Genomic DNA, 17,131 nt, shown 5'->3' with positions numbered 1-17,131 from the left:
GCGGCGCAGGACTCGGTGCTCGAACGCCTCGAGAAGTCGAAGGTGCAGGGCGAATGCGGTCCGAAGCTGAACAAGAAGGAGACCGCCGAGTACTGGTACGAGAAGTCCGCCAAGGACGGCAACATCGCGCCGCAGCGCAAGCTGGCGAACGAGAAGCCGAAGGGTGAAACCGTCGACTACGACACCCTGATCAAGTCCTGGCCGGCGACCCCGCCGAAGCGCGCGGAAGCCAAGTAAGCATTCGGAGCCTCATGGCGTGGACGCGCACAGCGTTGTCGCAAACACCATGAGGTGACGTGCGGTGCTCATCTCATCAACCGTTGAGAAGGCCGGCTCCTCGCCGGCCTTCTCTGTTTGAGCAGAGACGGCAGGTTTCGGACGGCGGATGTGGATTGGGCGCCGGATCGCATCAGGCCTGACTCCGTCAGGTCCTGGATCGCGCTTTCAGGACTGCTCCTGGACGACGTTGTCACAGCCTGCACAACGGAAAACCAATCGTTGCGCCTGATTGGCCCGTCGCGGGAGGCGGCCGAGCAGCTTCATCTCGCCTGCGCACAGGTCGCACTTTCGCGACGGCGTGTCGGAGGTCTGGGTCATGCGGGGACAGCTCTTGAGTTGTAAAGTTTACTTTACAGTGCTCCGGTTGTTTTGTCAGGCATGATTTCTGGTCAGTGTGCCTTCCTGGCAGCCAAAGGGGTTCGATGATACCGAAAGCTTTGATCTTTGACGTCGATGGGACGCTCGCCGAGACCGAAGAGCTGCATCGCCAAGCCTTCAACGAGACCTTCGCGGCAGAAGGACTACCCTGGCATTGGGACAAGGCAGCCTATCGGCGGCTGCTCGACGTCGCCGGAGGCAAGGAGCGGATCGCGCATTTTCTGGCTTCGGAGCCGGAGGGCGCGTACCGCGCCGCCGGCCGGATCGCGGAGCTGCATGCCGCCAAGACCCAGCGGTACACTGCGCTTGCCGCCGTCGGTGCGCCGTTGCGCCCCGGCGTAGCGCGGCTGATCCGCGAGGCGCAGCGGGCAGGTGCACGGCTGGCGATCGCCACCACCACCAGCCTGCCGAATGTCGAAGCGCTGCTCGGTGCCGCGTTCGGGGGCGATGCTCTGGCCCTGTTCGACGTCGTCGGCGCCGGAGATGTCGTTCCGGCCAAGAAGCCGGCGCCTGACATCTACAATTATGTGCTGGAGCAGTTGGCGCTGCCGGCCGATGCCTGCGTCGCGTTCGAGGATTCGACCAACGGCCTGAAAGCCGCGCGCGGCGCCGGTCTTGCCACCATCGTCACGCCCGGCATCTACACCGAGGGCGACGATTTCAACGGCGCGTTGGCGTTGCTGAGCGATCTCGGTGAGCCCGATGCACCGTACCGGCATCTCGCCGGCGCTGGAGCGGGCGATGCGATCGTGACGCTAGCTACGCTGGGGCGCTGGCTCGCGGCCTGAGGCGCAAGGTCGCGCGTTGCCGGCTCAGCGCGGCCGCACGATCTTGAACACGCCGCTGGCGACGATCAGGCAGCGGCCTTCGGCGCTCACTTCGGCCGAGGTGAAGATCAGGCTGCGCGTGGCGCGGATCACTTTGGGGCGGGCGATCAGCAGGTCGCCGATCTCGCCGGCATCGATGAAGTGCGTGTCGAGCTGCACGGTGGCGACATGAGGCGCACCGGACTGCTCGCGCGCCGCCATGCCGCAGGCGCGGTCGGCCAGCGTCATCATCAGCCCGCCCTGCACCAGCCCGCGACGGTTGCGATGCTTCGGCCCGGTGGCGATCGCGAATTCGTGCTGTCCGTCGACGACCCGATGCCACATCGGCCCGACCAGATCGATGAAGCCCTCGTCGTGGACGATGCTCCAGCCGTCGGCTTTCAGGCTGCGGGCGGTCTCGGTCATGCGTTTCGTCGTCCCTGTCGCCGCGTCCCACGGCGCGGTGGTGGTTTCCTCCGTCACGCGCGCGGTGTAGTCAAGCCGGATGAGCCATCTGCACAATGATGCCCTGCGCACCGAGATCGCCAGACGCTGCTGCGATTTTCCGCGTCACGACGATGGGCTGGAGCCGCAAGGCCTGAAGCGTGCGGCGGTCGCGATCGCGGTCGTGGCCGGCGCCGATGGCGCGGCCTCGTTCCTGCTGACGTTCCGTGCCGCCAGCCTGCGCGCGCACAGCAACCAGTGGGCGTTGCCCGGCGGGCGCTGCGATGCCGGTGAAACCGCGCCGGAAACTGCACTGCGCGAACTGCACGAGGAACTCGGACTGCAGCTCGAAGCCGCCGACGTGCTCGGCATGCTCGATGACTACCCGACGCGCTCCGGCTATCTGATCACGCCGGTGGTGGCGTGGGCTGCCTCGGCCGGGCCGCTGGCGCCCAATCCGTCCGAGGTCGCGTCGGTGCATCACATTGCGCTTGCCGACATCGCACATCCCGACGCATTCGACTTCACGCGTATCCCGGAGAGCGAGCGGCGGGTAATCCGGTTTCGCCACGCCGGCGACTACATCCACGCGCCGACCGCGGCGCTGATCTATCAGTTCCGCGAAGTGCTGGCCGGCCGTGTGACCCGCGTCGCAGATCTCGAACAGCCGGTGTTCGCCTGGAAGTAGCGTGCAGGCGCGCACACGCCCGAGCCACGATTTGCTGCAGATGGAACCCTGCGGACGCAGCAATTCGTTCACCATCGGGTGCGATATGATTCGGCCATGCCGACTCGTCTGATCCGCTCCGTCAGCCTCGCGTCGCTTGCGCTGCTCGCGCTCGCGCCTTCCACGTTCGCCCAGACCGCGCTGCCGCTCGCTGTCGCGAATGCGCGTGCGCAGGCGGCATCGCCCGAGGCGATTGCCGAGTATCGGTATCGACTGCAGCAATATCAGGCGGCGCGCGCCGAATTCGACCGCGACGCCGAGGCCTATTGGAATGCGATCGCCGAGAAGCGCCGCATCCGCAACGCCAAGCGCCGCGCGGGCGATCGGATCTCCAGCGATGACTATGTGCTGGTGCAGCCGCCGGTCTATGATGGACCGAAGCGGCCGGTCGATCCCGAGCCGAAGCCACAGCCGCCGGGCGAGCGCCGGTCGCTGCCGGTGGTGGCGGACTTCGTCAAGGCGGCGGCCGACTACTATCAGTTCGTGCCGCAGCGGCCGGCCTCTGAGCTCGAGTTCAAGCGCGCCTATGCCCGGGTCGCCCGCGCGATGGGGCTGACGCGCGAGCAGGCCGTGCGTGTCTACGCGTTCGAGACCGGTGGCGACGGCAGCTACGACATGCAGTCCGGCCTCAGCAAATCACGTCCGGGCTCGCGCGCGATCTCGACCGCGATCGGCTACAATCAACTGCTGACCACCAACACGCTGGTGCTGCTGGCCGAGCAGGGCAATCACATCCTCAAAGTCCTCAACGAACGCGCCGCGTCGCTGTCGGGTCCGCAGCGCAAGGCGCTCGAGCACAAGATCGGCATCGTCAAACGCATGGTGGCGATGGCGCGGTCGATCCCGCGCAATTGGAGTGAGCACGAGAAGCTCGGCCGCACGCCGCAAGGCTGGGGCGTGCACGCGCTGGTGCTCGATATCGACGTTGGGCCGCTGCTGCAGACTCACAAGCTGCTGACCTCGGTGATCTTCGCCCGGCAGAAGGGCTATACCGAGCCGCTCACCGCCGCCGAACTCGAGATGATGAATCTCACCGGCGACGGCACCGGCTTCGACATGGTCACGATGCCGCAGCAGCTGCGCGAGATCGTGCCGACGTCGAACTTCTTCCAGCGCTCGGGCTACGAGCGCAATCCGGTCGCCATCCGTCACAACACCGTCGCGAAGCTGCTGGCCGTGACCGACGCGCGGATGGACGCCAACAGCGCCAAGCCCGGCGCGCGCGAACTCTACGCGGCTTTCTGAGGTCTCTTCATCGATGAGGCGACAGCGAGTGAGGTGGCAACGCCTCACGGCGCACTGCGTCCTCATCCGGAGGAGTCTGGCGAAGCCGGGCGTCTCGAAGGATGGAGCCAAGCGTGCGTGCGGCGCATGGTCGAGACCGCGCTACGCGCTTCCTCACCACGAGGTCGTGCTTGCTGATAGTGTCAGACAGCCGGTGACGATCTTCTAAGAATGCCAGCGCACCGGCGTTTTGCGCCGCCTCAGCGGTCCGAGCCGAACTTGAAGCTGCCGTCGTGTTCCAGGAATGGGCCGCTGCGCATGTAAAGCTGGCCGTTGGCGCCGACGAAGAACAGCGTGTCCTTCGGCACCTTGCGGGCGCCCTTGAACAGCTCCTTGGCGTTGCTGGTGCCCATCTTGTACGAGAACATCTTGCCGTCCTTGGTGTAGCCGTAGCCCATGTCGGGCGACAGTACCCAGGGCATGGCTTCGCCGGTCTGCGCCATGGCCGGCGCTGCAAGCGTGACGGCGACCGCCGCGGCGAGCAGCGTCGTGACGGAGTGGGCGATCATGGCTGCAGTCTCCTCAGACTTCGATACGAGCGGCGCCCTTGGCGTCCTGCGTCGTCAGTTTTGAACAAATCACGAACGATGTTTCGCCGTCAAGCGAGCCCGGCGCCCCGCGTCCATGTTGGTCGCCGTTTTCGAATTTGCCAGTGCGCTTTGGTGTGCCTTTCGCGTCAGCCGATTCCGGATTACAGCAATCCTGAAACAACGCGGCACCGGATTCGGAATTGCATTCTGGCGCAGGTCTTTCGGCGGAGCCTCATCACTTCGCCAAAAGCACTGTCGCGGTGACGATCAACAAGTCGGGAGGCGGACGATGCGTTTGGAGTCGTGGCGGACGTTGACGAAGGGCGCGGCACTGTCGGCCGCGATCGCGCTTGCTTTGCCGGCGGCCGTCCGGGCGGACGAATTTAAGCTCAGCAACAACCAGCGCATCTCGTGCAGCCGCGGCCTAAGCCCCGGCAAGCTCACCACCGCGACCTGCCGTTCCTACGCCTATCTGTTCAACGCCAAGACGTCCGAGTACTTCCGCTGCGCCGTCAGCCTAGCGATGACGCGCGACAACAAGGAAGTGATCAACGTTCAGACCGACGGCGGCTGCTCGAAGCGTGCCCGCATTTTCGAAACCGACGGCAACTACGAATTCGATGCCGCCGAGACCGAGCCGCCGAACACCAACTCGTTCTTCGGTCCCGGGGGCTATGCGATCTGGGCGAGCGACGTGGGCAGCCGCAAGCTGCGCGGCTGCATCACGATCGCGTCCGGCCTCGGCAGCGACGTCTCGAAGTGTCTCGACATGACGTTCGACTGATCGGCGCGCGCGCCGCTCACTCCAGCGTGCCGAGCGGCTTTGTGGAGACGGCGCGGGCGAATTTCTTCAGCCCCATTGGCTTGCCGAACAGATAGCCCTGCACCAGATCGAAGCCGATCTCGTGCGCAGCGATGTAGTCCGAGCGGCTTTCGATTCCAGTCGCAGTGCAGCGCGCGCCGTAATCGGCCGCGAGGTCGACGATCCGCTTGCACACCGTGCGTTTCAGCCGGTCGTCGGCGCAGCCGGTGACGAAGCTGCGATCGACCTTCAGTTCGACGAATGGAAACGCATCGAGGCGCATCAGCTCCGGCCAGTCGGCTCCGACCCGGTCGACTGCGATGGCGATGTTGTGCAGTCGCAGGCTCTGGGCGACCTCGATCATCGCATCGAGATTCTGCGCCACCTCCAAGGAGTCGATCTCGACGATCAGGCCGCCGAATGCGGGATGCCGCGGCATCCACCCATACAGATCCTCGATCGCCTGTGCGTCGAGCAGGAACTTCGCCGGCAGGTTGATCGACAGATCGACCGGACCGTGATGATCGAGCAGATAGCGCCAGTCGGAGATGGCGCGTGCGACGACGAATTCGGACAGCGCGCGGAAGGTCGGGTCGTTCTGATCCGGCAGGAATGCCGACGGCACCACCACGCCCCAGCTCGGATGCCGCATGCGGACCAGCGCCTCGGCACCACACGGCGTCAGCGAGCGCGCGTCGAGCTTGCGCTGATACCAGAGCTCCAGCCAGCCGGTCTTGAGCGCCTCGGCGACATCCACTTCCGGCTTCGGCGCCGGCTCCTGCGGCAGCAGCGGCGCGACGCACTCGCGCAGCATCTGGGCGCTGAACGGCGTCGACAGCGGCGGCAGCATGGTCAGGCCGCGCTCCAGGCCGTGATGCAGAATGCCGCGCAGCGCAATCGTTTCGCGCGCCGAGATCAGAATCACGCTGCCGCGAAAGCCCGCGTTGCACGCCGCGTCGATGATCTGCGCCGCTTCAACGCCGCCGATCGACGAGCCGATCACCAGCACGTCGGGCTGCTGTTCGACGATGCGTAACGACAGCTCCTCCGCGCTGCCGCATTCGCTGGTGACGAAACGCAGCTCCTCCAGCGTGTCGGCGAGAAACGCCCGCAGATGCGGTTTGCTGTCGACGATGCACGCGCGCGGCGACACCTTGCGGCGGCCGAACGCTGCGGATCCCGCGCGCTCTTGAACCTCGATGTTGGTGGTCGTCATCGTAGCTTCCCCCGTTACCGGATCAGTTTTACGGGTTGGAACGCGTTCGAATTGTGGAATTGTTCAGCGACCCACATGAAGTCCCGGGTAGGGTTAAACCGGCGAATGCGATTTAAACTGACGCGATCCGGAACATGTTGTTTTCGTGGGCGATGCCGAAAAACAGCGCGGGACGGGGACAAATCCGGCTGTGTCGTCTTGCTCATGCGCTGCTAAGCGTTCGCGGCAACGGAGGACGCCGCGAACGAACGTCGTGGGATGCGAGCGCTTTGGCGCGTGCCTATTGCGGCTCGATCTTGGCGAACTTTGCGACCTTGCCCCACTTGTCGATCTCGGCGAGCACGTAGCGCTGCATGTCGTCGGGCGAGCCGCCGACCGGATCGGCGCCGAGCTTGCGCAGCCGTGCGGTGCCGTCCTCGGTCTTGATGAATTTGTCGACGCTGGTGTTGAGCTTGGCGATGATCTCCGGCGAGGTCTTGGCCGGTGCGCCGATGGTGAACCACGCCGCGGCGTCGTAGCCGGGTACGCCCGCTTCGGCGATCGTCGGCAGATCCGGCAGCAGCGGCCAGCGCGTCGCCGTCGACACGGCGATGGCGCGGATCGAACCGGCGTCGGCATGCGGTTGAGACGCCGGCAGATTGTCGATGGTGAGGTGTACGCGGCCGGCCATGAGGTCGGTGAGCATCGGCGCCGAGCCTTTGTAGGGCACGTGCGTCATCTGCACGTTGGCCATCGACTTGAACAATTCGGTCGAGACGTGCGCGGTCGAGCCCAGCCCCGGCGTGCCGTAGAACAATTCGCCGGGCTTCGATTTCGCGTAGGCGATCAGTTCGGCGACGCTCTTCACCGGCAGCGAATTGGTCACCGAGAACAGGTTCGGCACCTTGGCGATGATGATCACCGGCGCGATGTCCTTCACCTGGTCATAGGCCAGCGTCTTGAATACGAACTGATTGATCGCGTGGGTGCCTGGCGTGCCGACGATGAAGGTGTAGCCGTCGGGCTCCGACTTCGCGACGAATTCGGCGGCGATATTGCCGCCGGCGCCGGCCTTGTTCTCGACGATGAACTGCTGGCCGTACTCCTCCGACATCTTCTGCGCCACCAGCCGTGCCAGAATGTCGGTGGTGCCGCCGGCCGCGAACGGCACGACGAACTTCACCGGCCGGCTCGGCCAGTTATCGGCCCGGGCGACGCCGGGCAGTAGCGGCAGGGTGACGAGCGCGGCGGTGCCGCGTAGCAGGCTGCGGCGGCTCGGACGGAACGGCGGACGAGTCGTGGACGACATATGAGCGTTCTCCCGGTCGATCGGCCTCTTGCTGGGCCGGTGCGGCAGCGAGACTATGCGGTCGCGTGCGGCGTGACTAGCCTGCGCGCGTCGCGAGAGTGCGGACCCGTGTGATCACCCGCTGATCAGCCCCGGCCGTCCCGCCTCGACGCGGAGCGTCTGGGCGGTGCGGACCGGCTGGCCCGGCGTCGCCGTGCTGTCGACGGTGCGGTAATCGGCCTGCCATTGCTTCGGCGTGACGACGTGGCGGGTATAGCCACGCTTGTCGCTGAAGAATTTCAGGTGCGGATTGTTGCGCAGCATCGTGGCGCGATCCGCCTCGGTCGCCGGCCCGTCGCCAATCGAGGAAATGGACGTCGACAGGAACTCGACGCCGACGCAGGGCGAGGCCGGATCGCGCCAGTCGCGGCGGATTTCCAGCGCGAGCGCGCGATGCAGATCGCCGGTCAGTACCACCGGGTTGGCGATGCTGGCGGCCTGCAGCATGGCGAGGACGCGCTCGCGGCCGGCGGTGGCGCCGTTCCAGGTATCGAGGTCGACTACGGGTGCATTGGTTTCCTTGACGAACGGAAAGCCGCGCCAGTCAAATTGCGCGAACATCACCTGCTGGGCCAGCACCTGCCAGGTTGCGCGGCTCTGTGCCAGCCGCTCGGTGAGCCATTGCTCCTGGGCCGCGCCGAGCATGGAGCGGCCCTCGGCATCGGCCTCCGCGCAACCGGCCAGGAAGCCGTCGCCGCAGGGCTGGCGCGAGCGATATTGCCGCGTGTCGAGAACCGCGACGTCGATCAGCGATCCGTAACGGAAGCCCCGATAGGCCCGCACATCCGGCCCGTGTGGAAGCTGGGCGCGGCGCACCGGCATGTGTTCGTACCAGGCCTGCAGCGCCATCGCGCGGCGAAACAGGAAGGCGTCGGCGGGCGTGTGCTTGGGGTCGCTGTCGGCGGCCCAGTTGTTGGCGACCTCGTGGTCGTCGAAGCTCGGCAGTAACGGGCACGAGGCGTGCGCGGCCTGGAGGTCGGCGTCGGTCTTGTACAGCGCATAGCGGCGGCGATAGTCGGTCAGCGTGAAGCAGGCCGGGAAATCTGCCGGCATGGTGCGCGGCGCGGGCTGCTTGTCACGGCCGGTCACGTCGGTGTGGGCGTATTCGTAGATGTAGTCGCCGTAGTGGAAGACGAAGTCGAGCTGATCGTCGGCGATCGCCCGCCATGCCGTGTAGTAACCATCCTCCCAGCGCTGGCAGCCGGCGGCGGCGAAGCGGATCTGGGCAAGCGCATCGCCGGGAGCCGGCAGTGTCCGGGCGCGGCCGACCGGGCTTTCCGCATCGCCGGCGCGGAAGCGGTAGAAGTAATCGCGCCCCGGGGCGAGGCCCTCGATCTCGGCGTGAACCGAGTGCGCGAGTTCGAGCCGCGCGGTCTCGGTGGCGGTGCGGACGATGCGCGTCATCGCCGGATCGTCGGCGATTTCGATCGTCACGTCGACCGGCTGCGCCGACATGCCGCCGCGGGCCTTCAGCGGCTCGGGCGCGAGCCGCGTCCACAGCACGAAGCCGTCCGGTGCCGGATCGCCGGAAGCGATGCCCAGCGTGAACGGATTGGATTTGAACGAGACGCGGCCGGGCTCGGCGGCGCCGGCCGGCAGCGCCCCGATGCCGGCGCCGAGCCCCGCACCCAGCCCTGCGCCGAGCGCGCCGCGCAACAGCGTTCGGCGGTCGAGAGAGAGGCGAGGGGACGAAGGAAGACGGGGCATGGCGGGCGCTCGGCAGTGTTGATCGATGCGAAACGCATCGATGGTCGGTCAGGAAATTACCATGCTGCTGATGAAGGTGCGGCGACACAGCGCGATGACATCCATCGCGCGTTCCGTGCAAAAACGGCTACCTGAGATTGCGTGCCGCGATGCTTTTCTCTAGCCTCCGGCGCGCGAGGATCAGGTTCGAATGCGTATGGATGACCTTTATCGCCTGCGCGGACCAGCCACCTTCAGGCGCAGGGCGTGGTGGACACGGTGTCCAATCCCATGCTGGTGCTGGATGCGGGGCTCCATGTGCTGAATGCCAGCCGGGCCTTTCTTGAAACCTTCAAGGTCGACCGGGAGGAGACGATCGGACGACCGCTCTACGAACTCGGCAATGGCCAGTGGGATATTCCCGATCTGCGCCGGCTGCTGCTGGACGTGCTGCCGAAGGCCGAGACCATCATCAATTACAGGGTCGAGCACGAGTTCCCGGGCATCGGCCGCAAGACGATGCTGCTGACAGCCCGGACGCTGTCCCATCCCGACAACGCCAGCCACTCGATGCTGCTGTCCATCGTGGACGACACCGAGCGCAGTCAGCGCGATTTCGCCAAGGATTTGCTGCTCGGCGAACTTCGCCACCGGATGAAAAACCTGTTGGGCATCGCCCAGTCGATGGCTCACCAGACCAGGACCGAGGGCCGCTCCGCCACCGAGTATCGCGACGATTTCCTCGGCCGCTTCGGCGCGCTGGTCGAAGCCGAGAATCTCGCTTTTGCCGCGCAGAACGAAGCCGGCCTGCTCACCTTGTTCGAGCGCATCCTCGCACCGTACCGGAGCGATCGGGATCCGATCTCGATCGAGCCCGGCCCGCGGGTGGATTTGGAGCCTCGTGCGCTGGTGTCGCTCAGCCTGGTGTTTCATGAGCTGGCGACGAATGCGGTCAAATACGGAGCCCTGTCGGTGCCGGAGGGCCGGGTGCATGTGACCTGGCAGGTCGATGAGGCGAGCGACGAAGTGCGGTTCGACTGGGTCGAGAGCGGCGGCCCGGCGGTGCCGCCGCCGGCCCGGAGCGGGTTCGGTACGCAGCTCATTCAATCGACCATCACGTATAATCTCGGCGGCCGGGTCGACCAGAACTTCGCCGCCGATGGTCTCACGACCCGGATCGTGATTCCGCTGCGGAGCGCTTAACCCCGAACCGAAAGACCATCGTGCAGAAGACGGTTCTGATCGTCGAAGACGAATTTCTGATCGCGATGGATCTCGCGCACATGCTTGAAGGCCTCGGCTGGCGTGTGATCGGCCCGGCCCCGGACGTGCAGGCCGCGTTCCGCCTGCTGGAGATGGAGCGCCCGGTGGTTGCGCTGCTGGACGTCAATCTCGGCAAGGAGCTGGTCACGCCGATCGCCGAGACATTGAAGGCGCAGGGCGTGCCGTTCGCGGTGGCGAGCGCTTATGACGAGCCCGAGAAAGTCGGCGGTGCGGTGCTTGCCGGGGTACCGAATGCCGGCAAGCCGACCAGCGTGCGCCTCCTCGTCGCCGTCCTGGCGCAACTGACGGGAAGCTAAGTGAGGCCTTAGCGGACCTCGACTACCCGGCGGGCGCGGGAAGGGATGATGACGTCGGCTGCGCGGCGCCTTGCGGCCGCGTCTCCGGCATCAGCAGCACGAACAGCACCAGTCCGACGGCCGCGATCGCGGCCAGCGCCAGGAACGCCGCGCTATAGCCGGCCGAGACCACGATCACGCCCGCGACGGCGGTCGACAGCGCGCCGCCGAGGCCCGCGGCGGTGGCGATCGCGCCCTGGCTGACGTTGAAGTGGCCGGTGCCGTGGGTGAGGTCTGCCACCACCAGCGGAAACAGCGCGCCGAAAATGCCGGCACCGACACCGTCGAGCAGTTGCACGCCGACCAGCCAATACGGATTGTCGGACAGCGGATACAGCGCGCCGCGGAGTGCCAGCACGCCGAGCGCCACCGCGAAGATCGGCTTGCGGCCCCAGACGTCGGCCTTGTGGCCGACCAGCATCGCGACCGGCACCATCACCATCTGGGCGGCGACGATGCACAGCGACATCAGCGACGTGCCGAGATTCTTGTTCACCAGCGCCAGCTTCTGTCCGACCAGCGGCAGCATCGCCGCATTGGCGAAGTGAAACAGCACGGTGGCGCCGGCGAAGATCAGCAGCGGCCGGCAGGTCAGTAGCACCTTGAAGCCCGATGGCTGGTCATGGTGATCGCCCGCGGCCTTGCCGGGATCCGAAGCGGTGGTGCTGTCGAGGCCGCGCGCAACATGATCGTCGATCGCCGCGGAGGGGATCGACAGCGTCGCGAAGATGCTGGCGACCGCCATCGCCGACATCAGCCAGAACACCACCACCGGCCCGAAGAAGTAAGCGGATGCACCGGCCAGCAGCGCGGCCGTTGCGTTGCCGGCGTGGTTGAACGCTTCGTTGCGGCCGGTGCGCCGCGCGAAGGCGCGCGGACCGACGATGCCGAGCGTGACCGCAGCGACGGCGGGGGCGAAGATCGCACCGGCAGCGCCGGCCAGCGCCTGGGTGACAGCAACGAGTTCGAAGCTGTGCAACAGCGGCAGCGTGATCGAGGACAGCGTCACCACTACTGCGGCGGCGACCATCAGGCCGCGCTTCGCAGTCGAGCGATCGATCAGCGCCCCGGCCGGCGTCTGCGCCAGGATCCCGGCGGCGGCGGCGATCGACATCACCAGACCGATCGACGCCTCGTTCCAGTTCTGAACCGCCAGCAGGTAGATCGCCAGATACGGTCCGAGCCCGTCCCGAACATCGGCAAGAAAGAAGTTGAGGGCGTCGAGCGACCGGTGGAGGTCGGGCTTCTGTTCAGGAGACACGCGAACCTCTGGGCGCCGAGAAAAGTACGCCGCCAACCCATCAGGTGCCAGGCTGGTTCCGCGCCTCGCCTTGTTATTGCCGATTTGACGGGTTGACCGCGGCGTTTTGCACGTTCAGTTTCCCGACTAAGCAACTCAGGGGAGAAATTCGTTCATGAAGGCAAGATTGTTCGCCTTGGCTGCGGCCGCGGCGTTGGTTGTGGCGCCGCAGGCGCACGCGCAGCAGTTCATCAACGTGCTGACCGGCGGTACCTCGGGCGTGTATTACCCGCTCGGCGTCGCGATCTCGAAGATCTACGGCGAGAAGATTCCCAACGTCAAAGCGCAGGTGCAGGCCACCAAGGCGTCGGTCGAGAACCTCAATCTTCTGCAGCAGGGCCGCGGCGAGATCGCCTTCACGCTTGGTGACTCGCTGAAAGCCGCCTGGGAAGGCGACACCGAAGCCGGCTTCAAGGCCAAGCTGGACAAGCTGCGCGTGATCGGTGCGATCTATCCGAACTACATCCAGATCGTTGCCACTTCCGAGTCCGGCATCAAGACGCTGGCGGATCTGAAGGGCAAGAGCCTGTCGGTCGGAGCGCCCAAGTCGGGCACCGAGCTGAACTCGCGCGCGATCCTGAAGGCCGCCGGGATGGACTATAAGGATCTCGGCAAGGTCGAGTATCTGCCGTTCGCCGAGTCGGTCGACCTGATGAAGAACCGCCAGCTCGCCGCCACCCTGCAATCCGCCGGCCTCGGCGTCGCGTCGCTGAAGGACCTGTCGAACTCCTCGGCGATCAATGTCGTGGCGGTGCCGAAAGAGACCGTCGACAAGATCGGCCCGCCGTTCATTGCGGCGACCATCCCGGCCAAGACCTATACGGGCCAGGAGCAGGACGTTCCGACCGCCGCGGTGGTCAACTATCTGGTGACTTCGACCGCGGTGTCGGACGATCTCGCCTATCAAATGACCAAGCTGATCTACGAGAACCTGCCCGAGCTGGCGAGCTCCCACGCCGCCGGCCGCGAGATCAAGCTGGAAACCGCCGCCACCGGCAGCCCCGTCCCGCTGCATCCAGGCGCCGAGCGCTACTTCAAGGAAAAGGGCGTGCTGAAGTAAGCTCGCCGTCTAAAGTCGCCTTGCAAGGCATCGTGTCCCGGGCGCGGTGCAGCACGCAGTGCTGCTCCGCAGACCCGGGACCCCGGTTGAGCGCCGGCCCGGGCAACCGGGGCCCCGGATCAGCAGCGCACCACGCCGCTTCGCGGCGCGTTGCACAGCATCCGGGGCACGCTCGTTGGTAGATTGAGGCTCGTCAGAGAGATCAACGATTCAAAGCCAGGTAACCCGAATGCTGCAGCCAGAAGCCACCGTCGACCACAAGCCGGAGACGGTGAAAGTCGAGTTCGACAATTTCGAGCACGGCTTCCCGCCCGGGTTCGGGCCGCGCGGCTGGCGGCATCTGGCCTATGGCGTAGCGATCGCCTTCGCGTGCTTCCAGCTGGTGATCGCCGCCTGGAACGTGCTGCCGAGCCAGGTGGTACGCGGCGTTCATGTCGGCTTCCTGATCCTGCTCACCTTCGGGCTGATCGGCAATTTCACGGCCCGCACCGATTTCGGACGTGCCATCGCCTGGAGCATCGGGGCGCTCGGTTTCCTGTGCGGCCTGTATCAGTGGATTTTCTATGCCGACCTGATCCAGCGTGACGGCGATCCGACGCGTCTCGACCTCGCGGTCGGCACGCTGCTGGCGGTGCTGATCTTCGAGGGCACGCGGCGGCTGATGGGGCCGGCGCTGCCGATCATGTGCGGCGTGTGCCTGCTGTACTGGTTCTTCGGCCAGTATCTGCCGGCGCCGTTCAATCACCGCGGCTACGATTTCGATCAGATCGTCACGCATTTGTCTTTCGGCACCGAGGGCTTCTACGGCGTGCCGATCTACGTGTCGGCGACCTACATCTTCCTGTTCATCCTGTTCGGCTCGTTTCTCGAGCGCGCCGGCATGATCCAGCTGTTCACCGACGTGTCGCTCGGCCTGTTCGGCCGCAGCCGCGGCGGTCCGGCCAAGGTGGCGGTGTTCGCCTCGGGCATGATGGGTACGATCTCCGGCTCCGGCGTCGCCAACGTCGTCACGGTCGGCCAGTTCACCATTCCGTTGATGATCAAGTTCGGCTATCGCCGCGCCTTCGCGGCCGGCGTCGAAGCCACCGCCTCGATGGGCGGCCAGATCATGCCGCCGGTGATGGGCGCGGTGGCGTTCATCATGGCAGAGACGCTCGGCGTGGACTACTCCGTGATCGTCAAGGCCGCGGTGATCCCGGCGATCCTGTATTTCGCCTCGGCATTCTGGATGGTGCATCTCGAAGCCGGCAAGCATGGCCTGGTCGGGATGAAGGCGTCGGAAATCCCGAGCGCCTGGAAGGCGGCGGTGGAGCGCTGGTACTTGATCCTGCCGCTCGCCGCACTGGTGTTCATGCTGTTCGAGGGCTTCACGCCGCTCTATGCCGGCTCGATGGGCCTAGCGCTGACGGTGGCGCTGATCCTCGGCGCCAGCATCGTGCACGGCTTCTCGCAGCCGGTGCTACGCTACGTGTTCTGGATCGGGCTGGCGCTGGTGGTCGGCGCGGTGTCGCGCAACGGGCTCGACATCATGCGCATCGTGCTGATCGTCGCCGGGCTGATCGCCATCACGGCGTTCACCCGCGGCGGCCGCGCCACGCTGGTCGCCTGCCGGGACTCGCTGGCCGACTCCGCCAAATCGGCGCTGACCGTCGGCATGGCCTGCGCCATCGTCGGCACCATCATCGGCATGATGACCCAGACCGGCGTCGGCACGGTGTTCGGCAGCTGGGTGATCGGGCTCGGCGAGAAGAGCCTGTTCCTGGCGCTGATCATGACCATGCTGCTGTCGATCCTGCTCGGCACCGGCATCCCGACGATCCCGACCTACATCATCACCGCAGCGCTGGCGGCGCCGGCGCTCGCCAAGCTCGGCGTGCCGCTGATCGTCAGCCACATGTTCGCGTTCTACTACGGCATCATGGCTGATCTCTCCCCGCCGGTGGCGCTGGCCGCGCTGGCGGCCGCGCCGATCGCCCGCGAAAATCCCGACAAGATCGGCTGGGAGGCGATGCGCATCGCACTCGCCGGCTACGTCATCCCGTTCATCGCGGTGTACTCGCCGGCCTTGATGCTGCAGCCCGGCGATCCGATGGCGGCCGAGCTCGGTTTCTACGGCGCGGTCGCCTATGCGACCGTCAAGGCGTTGATCGCGATCGCGCTGTTCGGCATGGTGGCGATCGGCTTCCTGTATACGCGCATGAGTGTGCTCGAACGTCTCATCGCGTTTGCGGCGGCGGTCTGTTTGCTCGGCGAATTCCCGTACAGCGACTATGTCGGCTTCGTGGTCACCGCGCTGATCGTCGCCTGGCAATGGCGGCAGCGCCCGCCGCGCGACGCAGTAGCGACCGCCTGAACGGCGTGCGATGAGTCTGTGCGTCGCGTCCGCCGGCGTCGTCAAGACGCTGGCGCTTGCGGCCTTCACGCTGGCCTGGACGCATTCGATCGAGAAGGTCGAATGGCAGGAGGACTGGCGCGTTACCCCGCAGGGACTCGAACTGGTGCAGGCTCGCGTCAAAGGCAGCGGCGCCGGCATGGAGCCGCCGCCCGAAGCGCGGTTGCGCGGCGGCTGGTTCGCATGGTCGCCCCACCGCGCCCCGCAGCGGGATCTGATCCTCGGCAATTCCGGCATGGCGGGCGAATGGCGGCTGTGTCGCGACGGTGCGTGCAGGACGCTGTCGGAGATCGTCGGGCACAAGCTTGGCGCCGAGCCAACGACGCTCATCGCGTGCGAGTGATGGCTCTGTAGCCCGGATGAAGCGAAGCGAAATCCGGGAGTGTTGATCCGCTGCCCCGGATTGCGCTTCGCTTCATCCGGGCTACAACGCTCTTCCAGACGATAACGAAAGAGAGCACGCATGCCACGACTGCAAGGCAAGACCGCGCTGGTGGTCGGCGCTGGATCGATCGGGCCGGGCTGGGGCAACGGCAAGGCGACGGCGGTGACGTTCGCGCGCGAGGGCGCGCAGGTGTTCTGCGTCGATCGCAACGCCGAAGCCGCCGAGGAGACCGCCAGCCTGATCACCGGCACCGGCGGCCGCGCCACGGCCTTCGCCGCCGACGTATCGCGAGGCGCGGATGTCGAGGCGATGGTGCAGGCCTGCATGGAGGCCTATGGCAAGATCGACGTGCTCGACAACAATGTCGGCATTGCCGAAACCGGCGGCGTGGTGGAGATCGCCGAGGCCGATTGGGACCGTGTCTTCGCCGTCAACCTCAAGAGCGCGTACCTCGCGATGAAGCACGTCATCCCGATCATGCAGCGGCAGGGCGGCGGTTCGATCGTCAACATCTCGTCGATCGCCTCGATCCGCCATCTCGGGATCTCCTACGTCACCTACGCGGCGTCGAAGGCGGCGATGAACGCGATGACGCGGACCAGCGCGGTGGAATATGCCAAGGACCACATCCGCGTGAACGCGATCCTGCCCGGCCTGATGAAGACGCCGATGGTGGCGCATTCGGCCGGCCTCGCCGCGAGCTATGCCGGCGGCGATGTCGATGCGATGTGGCGCGCCCGCGACGCCCAGGTGCCGATGGGCCACATGGGCGAAGCCTGGGACGTCGCCAACGCGGCGCTGTTCCTCGCCAGCGACGAGTCGAAATACGTCACCGGTCTCGAACTGGTCGTGGATGGCGGGCTGACGCTGAAGGTGAATTAGTCCGTGATGTCCCG

Annotated in this window: 16 protein-coding genes and 1 pseudogene; 11 read left to right on the top strand and 6 right to left on the bottom strand. The window is 66.1% G+C overall.

Going from position 1 to position 17,131, the window contains the following annotated elements; all coding sequences use genetic code 11:
- Positions 1–237, top strand: a pseudogene (locus ACOJTD_RS25765) (carbohydrate ABC transporter substrate-binding protein); the annotation flags it as partial.
- 464 nt (positions 238–701) lie between these two features.
- Positions 702–1,445, top strand: a complete 744-nt coding sequence (locus ACOJTD_RS25760) for an HAD-IA family hydrolase (protein WP_420135691.1) — start codon at positions 702–704, stop codon at positions 1,443–1,445.
- Between the two features lie 24 nt (positions 1,446–1,469).
- Here ACOJTD_RS25760 and ACOJTD_RS25755 read toward each other — a convergent pair whose 3' ends face one another.
- Positions 1,470–1,889: a PaaI family thioesterase gene (locus tag ACOJTD_RS25755; RefSeq protein ID WP_420135690.1), complete on the bottom strand. Its 420-nt coding sequence runs from the start codon at positions 1,887–1,889 to the stop codon at positions 1,470–1,472.
- A gap of 79 nt (positions 1,890–1,968) precedes the next feature.
- Between ACOJTD_RS25755 and ACOJTD_RS25750 the strand changes: the two genes are divergently transcribed.
- A complete protein-coding gene (locus ACOJTD_RS25750; protein WP_420135689.1) occupies positions 1,969–2,595 on the top strand; it encodes an NUDIX hydrolase in 627 nt (208 codons plus the stop codon).
- A 96-nt stretch (positions 2,596–2,691) separates the two neighbouring features.
- Positions 2,692–3,879, top strand: a complete 1,188-nt coding sequence (locus ACOJTD_RS25745; RefSeq protein ID WP_420135688.1) for a hypothetical protein — start codon at positions 2,692–2,694, stop codon at positions 3,877–3,879.
- A 239-nt stretch (positions 3,880–4,118) separates the two neighbouring features.
- Here ACOJTD_RS25745 and ACOJTD_RS25740 read toward each other — a convergent pair whose 3' ends face one another.
- Complete coding sequence (locus ACOJTD_RS25740; protein ID WP_420135687.1) at positions 4,119–4,427, bottom strand: hypothetical protein; 309 nt, start codon at positions 4,425–4,427, stop codon at positions 4,119–4,121.
- Positions 4,428–4,737: 310 nt separating this feature from the next.
- On the opposite strand from ACOJTD_RS25740, the gene ACOJTD_RS25735 reads away from it, so the two are divergent.
- Positions 4,738–5,232: a hypothetical protein gene (locus ACOJTD_RS25735; protein WP_420135686.1), complete on the top strand. Its 495-nt coding sequence runs from the start codon at positions 4,738–4,740 to the stop codon at positions 5,230–5,232.
- A gap of 16 nt (positions 5,233–5,248) precedes the next feature.
- On the opposite strand, the gene ACOJTD_RS25730 is transcribed toward ACOJTD_RS25735, so the two are convergent.
- The 3 genes from ACOJTD_RS25730 to ACOJTD_RS25720 all read right to left on the bottom strand — a co-directional run bounded on the left by ACOJTD_RS25730 (position 5,249) and on the right by ACOJTD_RS25720 (position 9,500).
- A complete protein-coding gene (locus tag ACOJTD_RS25730; protein ID WP_420135685.1) occupies positions 5,249–6,466 on the bottom strand; it encodes an EAL domain-containing protein in 1,218 nt (405 codons plus the stop codon).
- A gap of 280 nt (positions 6,467–6,746) precedes the next feature.
- Positions 6,747–7,754, bottom strand: coding sequence for a Bug family tripartite tricarboxylate transporter substrate binding protein (locus tag ACOJTD_RS25725; RefSeq protein WP_420135684.1), 1,008 nt, complete (start codon positions 7,752–7,754; stop codon positions 6,747–6,749).
- Positions 7,755–7,868: 114 nt separating this feature from the next.
- Positions 7,869–9,500, bottom strand: coding sequence for an alkaline phosphatase D family protein (locus ACOJTD_RS25720; protein WP_420135683.1), 1,632 nt, complete (start codon positions 9,498–9,500; stop codon positions 7,869–7,871).
- Positions 9,501–9,758: 258 nt separating this feature from the next.
- On the opposite strand from ACOJTD_RS25720, the gene ACOJTD_RS25715 reads away from it, so the two are divergent.
- On the top strand, positions 9,759–10,682 hold the full coding sequence (locus ACOJTD_RS25715) for an HWE histidine kinase domain-containing protein (protein ID WP_420135682.1): 924 nt from the start codon (positions 9,759–9,761) through the stop codon (positions 10,680–10,682).
- A gap of 20 nt (positions 10,683–10,702) precedes the next feature.
- Complete coding sequence (locus tag ACOJTD_RS25710; protein WP_420135681.1) at positions 10,703–11,059, top strand: response regulator; 357 nt, start codon at positions 10,703–10,705, stop codon at positions 11,057–11,059.
- A 22-nt stretch (positions 11,060–11,081) separates the two neighbouring features.
- Here the strand turns inward: ACOJTD_RS25710 and ACOJTD_RS25705 are convergent, their stop codons facing one another.
- Positions 11,082–12,359, bottom strand: coding sequence for an MFS transporter (locus tag ACOJTD_RS25705; RefSeq protein WP_420135680.1), 1,278 nt, complete (start codon positions 12,357–12,359; stop codon positions 11,082–11,084).
- 154 nt (positions 12,360–12,513) lie between these two features.
- On the opposite strand from ACOJTD_RS25705, the gene ACOJTD_RS25700 reads away from it, so the two are divergent.
- From ACOJTD_RS25700 to ACOJTD_RS25685, 4 genes are all read left to right on the top strand, one after another.
- Positions 12,514–13,458: a TAXI family TRAP transporter solute-binding subunit gene (locus tag ACOJTD_RS25700; RefSeq protein WP_420135679.1), complete on the top strand. Its 945-nt coding sequence runs from the start codon at positions 12,514–12,516 to the stop codon at positions 13,456–13,458.
- A gap of 229 nt (positions 13,459–13,687) precedes the next feature.
- Positions 13,688–15,811 (top strand): TRAP transporter permease, encoded by a 2,124-nt coding sequence (locus ACOJTD_RS25695; RefSeq protein ID WP_420135678.1) that lies wholly within the window; start codon positions 13,688–13,690, stop codon positions 15,809–15,811.
- Between the two features lie 10 nt (positions 15,812–15,821).
- Positions 15,822–16,193, top strand: coding sequence for a DUF1850 domain-containing protein (locus ACOJTD_RS25690; RefSeq protein WP_420135677.1), 372 nt, complete (start codon positions 15,822–15,824; stop codon positions 16,191–16,193).
- A gap of 120 nt (positions 16,194–16,313) precedes the next feature.
- Positions 16,314–17,117: an SDR family NAD(P)-dependent oxidoreductase gene (locus ACOJTD_RS25685; protein ID WP_420135676.1), complete on the top strand. Its 804-nt coding sequence runs from the start codon at positions 16,314–16,316 to the stop codon at positions 17,115–17,117.
- Positions 17,118–17,131: the final 14 nt, after the last annotated feature.

The organism is Rhodopseudomonas sp. (assembly GCF_048594845.1).
Classification (GTDB): Bacteria; Pseudomonadota; Alphaproteobacteria; order Rhizobiales; family Xanthobacteraceae; genus Rhodopseudomonas.
Note: the sequence above shows the minus strand (reverse complement) of the source record. Positions and strands in the feature narration are given on the sequence as shown.